Annotated in this window: 7 protein-coding genes, 3 tRNA genes and 2 pseudogenes; all 12 read left to right on the plus strand. The window is 68.3% G+C overall.

Annotated elements, in window-relative coordinates; genetic code table 11:
• Nucleotides 1-60: 60 nt before the first annotated feature.
• On the plus strand, nucleotides 61-567 hold the full coding sequence (locus QM624_RS06790; protein WP_415090079.1) for a GNAT family N-acetyltransferase: 507 nt from the start codon (nucleotides 61-63) through the stop codon (nucleotides 565-567).
• Nucleotides 568-638: 71 nt separating this feature from the next.
• Nucleotides 639-711, plus strand: a tRNA-Thr gene (locus QM624_RS06795).
• Nucleotides 712-771: 60 nt separating this feature from the next.
• A tRNA-Met gene (locus QM624_RS06800) sits at nucleotides 772-847 on the plus strand.
• Nucleotides 848-883: 36 nt separating this feature from the next.
• Nucleotides 884-1,054 carry a 50S ribosomal protein L33 gene (gene rpmG / locus QM624_RS06805; protein ID WP_105184661.1) on the plus strand — a complete coding sequence of 57 codons (171 nt, stop codon included), beginning with the start codon at nucleotides 884-886 and terminating at the stop codon, nucleotides 1,052-1,054.
• Between the two features lie 130 nt (nucleotides 1,055-1,184).
• Nucleotides 1,185-1,613: a MaoC family dehydratase N-terminal domain-containing protein gene (locus tag QM624_RS06810; RefSeq protein WP_415090081.1), complete on the plus strand. Its 429-nt coding sequence runs from the start codon at nucleotides 1,185-1,187 to the stop codon at nucleotides 1,611-1,613.
• A complete protein-coding gene (locus QM624_RS06815; RefSeq protein ID WP_415090083.1) occupies nucleotides 1,610-2,017 on the plus strand; it encodes a MaoC/PaaZ C-terminal domain-containing protein in 408 nt (135 codons plus the stop codon). The genes QM624_RS06810 and QM624_RS06815 overlap by 4 nt, the downstream gene beginning before the upstream one ends.
• Nucleotides 2,010-3,089 (plus strand): UDP-N-acetylmuramate dehydrogenase, encoded by a 1,080-nt coding sequence (locus tag QM624_RS06820; RefSeq protein ID WP_415090086.1) that lies wholly within the window; start codon nucleotides 2,010-2,012, stop codon nucleotides 3,087-3,089. Before QM624_RS06815 ends, QM624_RS06820 begins: the two co-directional genes overlap by 8 nt.
• Before the next feature lie 5 nt (nucleotides 3,090-3,094).
• Nucleotides 3,095-4,294: an aromatic amino acid transaminase gene (locus QM624_RS06825; protein ID WP_415090088.1), complete on the plus strand. Its 1,200-nt coding sequence runs from the start codon at nucleotides 3,095-3,097 to the stop codon at nucleotides 4,292-4,294.
• A 170-nt stretch (nucleotides 4,295-4,464) separates the two neighbouring features.
• Nucleotides 4,465-4,537 (plus strand) — tRNA-Trp (locus tag QM624_RS06830).
• Between the two features lie 243 nt (nucleotides 4,538-4,780).
• Nucleotides 4,781-4,939: pseudogene (gene secE, locus QM624_RS06835) on the plus strand (preprotein translocase subunit SecE); the annotation flags it as partial.
• Nucleotides 4,940-4,970: 31 nt separating this feature from the next.
• Nucleotides 4,971-5,765, plus strand: coding sequence for a transcription termination/antitermination protein NusG (nusG, locus tag QM624_RS06840; RefSeq protein ID WP_415090091.1), 795 nt, complete (start codon nucleotides 4,971-4,973; stop codon nucleotides 5,763-5,765).
• 38 nt (nucleotides 5,766-5,803) lie between these two features.
• A pseudogene (locus tag QM624_RS06845) lies at nucleotides 5,804-6,000 on the plus strand (50S ribosomal protein L11); the annotation flags it as partial.

Below are 6,000 nucleotides of genomic sequence, written 5' to 3' on the forward strand. Positions count from 1 at the left end.
CCCGGCGGCTCTCCCCAGAGCTTCGCCCCTTGTCACCCGGCGCGCGCCTACACTGACCGCATGCTGATGCAGCGTGGCTTGCCCTTGCCCGCGCCGGAAACGCCGGCCGGGGTGACTCTTCGTCCCCAGATGCCCTCGGATGCCCAGGCGTTGGGTGCCCTGTACTGGGACTCCTACCCCAAGGGTGCCGCCGCGGTCGACCTGGAGGACGCCGTCGAAGAGATGGAGGGTGTCTTCGCCGGCGAGTACGGCACCCCGGTCGAACAGGCTTCGCTGGTGGTCGAAGATTCCGACGGCACGGTGATCGGCTGCGTGCAGACCGTCACCAGCCCGCCGTGGGAGGGCATTCCCGCGGTGCCGTTCGTGATCGAGCTCTTCGTCCACCCCGAGCACCGCCGGCGTGGGCTCGGCACGCTGCTGCTGCTGTCGGCGGCGAATGCCTGTCACGAACTGGGCTGGGAGAGCATGGCGCTGAACGTCCAGGAGGAGACCGCCGGAGAGGCGCAGCACCTGTACAACCGGCTGGGTTTCGTCGAGATCACCCCGGTGGGGGCCGCCGAATCCTGACCGTTCGATCGTCCGCGACTCGCCGATTTGAGAGCTACGCGAATCCTCGTGTAGTGTTTCACGCGGTCCAGGCCCCTATAGCTCAGTCGGCAGAGCGTCTCCATGGTAAGGAGAAGGTCTGCGGTTCGATTCCGCATGGGGGCTCTGCGTTTGGAGATGGTGGAATAACCGCCCGCCGTGCCCGGTTGGGTACTCCGAACGGGCGGCGGGATAGCTCAGGCGGTAGAGCAAGCGGCTCATAATCGCTGTGTCGCGGGTTCGAGTCCCGCTCCCGCTACCAGGATCGGCAACTGCAAGACGAGAGAGAGCAACGGCGATGGCCAAGAAGCAGTCGGAGATTCGTCCGAAGATCACCTTGGCGTGCACCGAGTGCAAGGAGCGCAACTACATCACCAAGAAGAACCGGCGTAACGACCCGGATCGTCTTGAGCTGAAGAAGTTCTGCCCCAAGTGCCACCTGCACACCGCGCACCGCGAGACTCGCTGAGCGTAGCCAAGAGGCCGCCCGCACTACGCGGGCGGCCTTTTCGCTTTGTCGGCACGAGTGCCCGGGGCACTAGTGGTCTATCGCCCGCCAGGGCCAAGCATGAGGGGCGACAGGCCACTAGCCTGTGGCCATGATCAGCGAGACCCATGTCGGACGCAGCTATCCGCCGTCCGCGCCCTACCTGGTGAGTGCCGCCAAGGTGGCCGAGTTCGCCGCCGCCCTGGGTGACGCCGGCAACCCGGCCTACGCCGGCCCGGACGCCGTGGCACCGCCCACCTTTGCGGTGTTGTTGTCGTCGGCGGCCTGGCAGGCCATGTTCGACGACCCGGAGCTCGAGCTGTCGCTGAGCAGCACCGTGCACACCGACCAGCGGTTCACCTGGCATCGTCCGCTGCGGGTCGGCGACGCCGTCACCGCGACGCTGACCATCGACCGGGTCCGGGCCCGCGGCAACAGCGCGTTCATCTCGCTTACCGTCGCCCTGGACGCCGACGGCGAACGGGTCTGCGAGGCGGCGTCCACGCTGCTGCACAGCTGGCCGGAAGGGAAGGCGGCATGACCGATATCGAGGTCGGCACCGTTTTGCCGAGCATCACCGCGACCTTCACCCGCCAGACGCTGGTCCGCTACGCGGGTGCCTCCACCGACTTCAACCCGATCCACTACTCGGACGCCGCGGCCGCCGCGCTCGGCCTGCCGGGCGTGATCGCCCACGGCATGCTGACCATGGGCACCGCGCTGCGGGTGGTCACCGATTGGTGCGGTGACCCGGCCCGGGTGCTCAGCTACTACGTCCGGTTCGTCAAGTCCGTTCCGGTGCCCGACGACGCCGAAGGTGCCACGGTGACCTTCGGGGGTACCGTGACGAAGGTGGAGAACGGCATCGCCACCGTCACCGTCGACGCGCTGCTCGACGGCGTGAAGGTGCTCGGCGGCGCGAAAGCGGAGGTGCGCTGTGACTGATCTGCTCGCAGGCAGCACGACCCGGCTGGCCGACCACACCACGTTGCGGGTCGGTGGCCCGGCCCGCACCTGGATCGAGGCGACCAGCGAAGCCGAGCTCGTGGCGGCCGTGCAGGCCGCGGACGCCGCCGGTGAACCGTTGCTGATCCTCGGCGGCGGCTCGAACGTGCTGGTCTCCGACGCAGGCTTCGACGGCACGGTGGTGCACGTCGCGACCCGCGGCATCAGGCTCGCCGGCGGGTCCTGCGCCATCGACGAACCCGGCGCGGCGATGTGCGGCGGCGCGGTCATCGAGGTGGCCGCCGGTGAGAACTGGGACGACTTCGTCGCCCACGCGATCTCCCAGGAGTGGCGCGGCATCGAGGCGCTCTCCGGCATCCCGGGCAGCGTCGGTGCCACCCCGATCCAGAACGTGGGCGCCTACGGCCAGGAGGTGTCCGACTGGTTGTGGTCGGTGCGCACCTGGGACCGCAGGACCAGCATGTTCCGCACCTTCGCCGTCGGCGACTGCGGCCTGGGTTATCGGACGTCGCGGTTCAAGTCCGAACCAGGCCGGTACGTGGTGCTCAGCGTCACTTTCCAGTTCCGTCAGGGCACCATGTCGGCGCCGCTGCGGTTCGGCGAACTGAGCCGACGGCTGGAGACCGACGCCCGCGGCCGGGCACCGATGACGGAGGTCCGGGAAGCCGTCCTGGAGCTGCGACGCGGCAAGGGCATGGTGCTGGACGCCGCCGATCACGACACCTGGAGCGCGGGCTCGTTCTTCACCAATCCGATCCTGGACGCCGAGCAGGCCGCGTCGCTGCCCGAGGCGGCGCCCCGGTTCCCGCAGACCGACGGCCGGGTCAAGACCAGCGCCGCCTGGCTGATCGAGGCGGCCGGCTTCCACAAGGGCTTCGGCACTCCGCCGGCCACGCTGTCGACCAAGCACACGCTGGCGCTCACCAACCGCGGGGGAGCCGGCAGCGACGACCTGCTCGGGCTGGCCCGCGAGGTTCGCGACGGCGTCCGGAACGCCTTCGGCATCACCCTGGTACCCGAACCCGTGCTGGTGGGCGTGACCCTAGACTGAGGGCCATGTCCCTCTTCAGCGCAGTTCCGCTTGCCCCGCGCGACCCGATCCTGGGTCTGACCGAGGCGTTCCAGGCCGACACCAACCCGAAAAAGGTCAATCTCGGGGTGGGCGTCTACCAGGACGGCACCGGCAAGCTCCCGCTGCTGGAATGCGTCCGGCAAGCGGAGCAGCGGCTGGCGGAAGATCCGAAGCCGCGCGGTTACCTGCCGATCGACGGACTGCCGGGCTACACCAAGGCTGTCCGCGAACTGGTCTTCGGCGCCGACTCGGCGGCCGTCGCGGCCGGCCGGGTGGTCACCGTCCAGGCGCTGGGCGGCACCGGGGCGCTGAAGATCGGTGCCGACTTCCTGCGCCGGTTCGACCCGGACGCCAAGGTGCTCATCTCCGACCCGTCCTGGGAGAACCACGAGGCCCTGTTCACCCGGGCCGGCTTCACCGTGGAGACCTACCGTTACTACGACGCGGACGCCCGCGGCGTCGACTTCGAGGGCATGCTGGCCGACCTGGCCGCTGCGCCCGCCGGCACGATCGTGGTGCTGCACGCCTGCTGCCACAACCCGACCGGCTACGACCTCACCGAGCAGCAGTGGGGCAGCGTCATCGAAACTGTGACCAAGGCCGGGTTGGTGCCCTTCCTCGACATGGCCTACCAGGGCTTCTCCGAGTCGCTGGACGCCGACGGCGCCGTCGTCCGCCGGTTCGCCGAGACCGGTCTGCCGGTGCTGGTGTCCACCTCGTTCTCCAAGAGCCTCGGCCTGTACGGCGAGCGGGTGGGGGCCCTGTCGGTGGTCTGCGCGGACGCCGAGGAAGCGGCCCGGCTGCTCTCCCAGGACAAGATCGTGATCCGCACCAACTTCTCCAACCCGCCCACCCATGGCGCGCAGCTGGCCGCCACGGTGCTGGCCGACCCCGAGCTGCGGGCGTTGTGGATCGACGAACTGGGCGCGATGCGGGACCGGATCAAGAGCATGCGGCTGCGCCTGGTCGCCGGCCTGGAGGCCGCCGGCATCACCGACATGGGCTTCATCGCCACCCAGGTCGGCATGTTCAGCTACTCCGGCCTGACCAAGGAGCAGATGGTCGCGCTGCGCGAACGGCACGGGGTCTACGGCACCGACAAGGGCCGGATCTGCGTCGCGGCATTGAACGAGGCCAACATCGACCACGTCTGCGCGGCCATCGCCGACGTCCGGAAGGCCTGAATCTCGGCGCACCGAGGCTGAATGGTCTCGGTTCGACGGGAATCGGTAAGCCGGGTACACTTCTTGTCTTGGTGGCCTCACCTCAGTTGGCCCATGCCCCACAACGCTCACAAGGCGTAGGGTGCGGTGCCCACAAGGCGTCAGGTGCTGGTGAGGCAAGGCCACCACGAAGGGCAATAGCTCAATTGGCAGAGCAGCGGTCTCCAAAACCGCAGGTTGGGGGTTCAAGTCCCTCTTGCCCTGCTGGGACGAGTCGAGTGCGAAGGATCATGTGTGGCGGACAAGGACAATGCCGAGAGCGACAACGGCGTTCCGGCTGCCCCCGATCCGGCGCGTGAGGTAGCGCGTGCGGCGGCGAGCAGCCGCCCGGTTCGCAAATCGTCGTCAGCAGCAGATTCGGACGGCAAGAAGGATCACGCCACCCCGAAGCAGCGTGCGACCGGCACGGCGCGGGCTCGCAAGCGGGCCACCCCGGCGGGTTTCGTTCGTGAGTCGGTCGGCGAGCTGCGCAAGGTGGTGTGGCCGACCGCCAACCAGCTGCGGCAGTACTTCGTCGTCGTGCTGGTCTTCGTGCTGCTGGTGATCCTGTACGTCAGCGCCCTCGACCTGCTGTTCGGCTGGGGCCTGCTGCAGCTCTTCGGCTGAGCCCCGAGAAGTCAACGAGAGAAGCAAATCTGTGTCTGATACGCATGCCACCAATGAGCCCGATTTCGAGATCGACCTGGGGCCGGCCGATGCTGCCGCGCCCTCGGACGATTTCGAGGTCGACCTGGGCGTCGACAGCTCCGACGAGCCCGACGACGGCGTCTCGATCGACCTCAGCGAGCCCGAGCCGGCCGCCGAGGAAGACGAGGGAGAGGCCGGCGACGAAGCCGTCCTGGAGGCGCTGCGCGAGGAACTGCGCGGCCAGATCGGCGACTGGTACGTGATCCACACCTACTCCGGCATGGAGAACCGGGTGAAGCAGAACCTGGATTCCCGGGTGAAGACGCTCGGCATGGAGGAGTACATCTTCGAGACCGTGGTGCCCACCGAAGAGGTCGTCGAGACCCGGAGCGGCACCCGCAAGACGGTCACCCGCACCGTGCTGCCCGGCTACGTGCTGGTGCGCATGGAGCTGACCGACGCGTCCTGGGCCGCGGTGCGGCACACCCCGTCGGTGACCGGCTTCGTCGCGCACGCCAACGCCCCCGTCCCGCTGTCGCTGGACGAGGTGCACAAGATGCTGGCGCCGGCCGCGCTGGCCAAGGCGGCAGCCGCGGCGTCCGGCCCGAAGAAGCGCACCCGCAAGGTCGAGGTCGCCGACTTCAAGGTCGGTGACTCCGTCATGGTGGTCAACGGTCCGTTCTCGGGCGTGCACGCGACCATCACCGAGATCAACGCGAACAGCCAGCGGCTCAAGGCCCTGGTGGAGATCCTGGGTCGGGAGACCCCGGTCGACCTGACGTTCAACCAGATCGCCAAGGTCTAGTTCGCGAACCCGAAACACAACGAGTTAAGGACCCACACATGCCTCCCAAGAAGAAGGTAGCGGCCATCGTCAAGGTCGCCCTGAACGCGGGTGCGGCGACCCCGGCTCCGCCGGTCGGCACCGCGCTCGGCCCGCACGGCGTCAACATCATGGAGTTCTGCAAGCGGTACAACGCAGAAACCGAAGCCATGCGCGGCAACGTGATCCCGGTCGAGATCACCATCTACGAAGACCG

Source organism: Micropruina sp. (genome assembly GCF_047606365.1).
GTDB lineage: Bacteria > Actinomycetota > Actinomycetes > Propionibacteriales > Propionibacteriaceae > Micropruina.

What these genes read in the sequence shown, in the direction of transcription:
- rpmG (WP_105184661.1), top strand. Translation starts at nt 884, where the DNA reads ATGGCCAAGAAGCAGTCGGAGATTCGTCCGAAGATCACCTTGGCGTGC.
- QM624_RS06810 (WP_415090081.1), top strand. Translation starts at nt 1,185, where the DNA reads ATGATCAGCGAGACCCATGTCGGACGCAGCTATCCGCCGTCCGCGCCC.
- QM624_RS06825 (WP_415090088.1), top strand. Translation starts at nt 3,095, where the DNA reads ATGTCCCTCTTCAGCGCAGTTCCGCTTGCCCCGCGCGACCCGATCCTG.
- QM624_RS06815 (WP_415090083.1), top strand. Translation starts at nt 1,610, where the DNA reads ATGACCGATATCGAGGTCGGCACCGTTTTGCCGAGCATCACCGCGACC.
- QM624_RS06790 (WP_415090079.1), top strand. Translation starts at nt 61, where the DNA reads ATGCTGATGCAGCGTGGCTTGCCCTTGCCCGCGCCGGAAACGCCGGCC.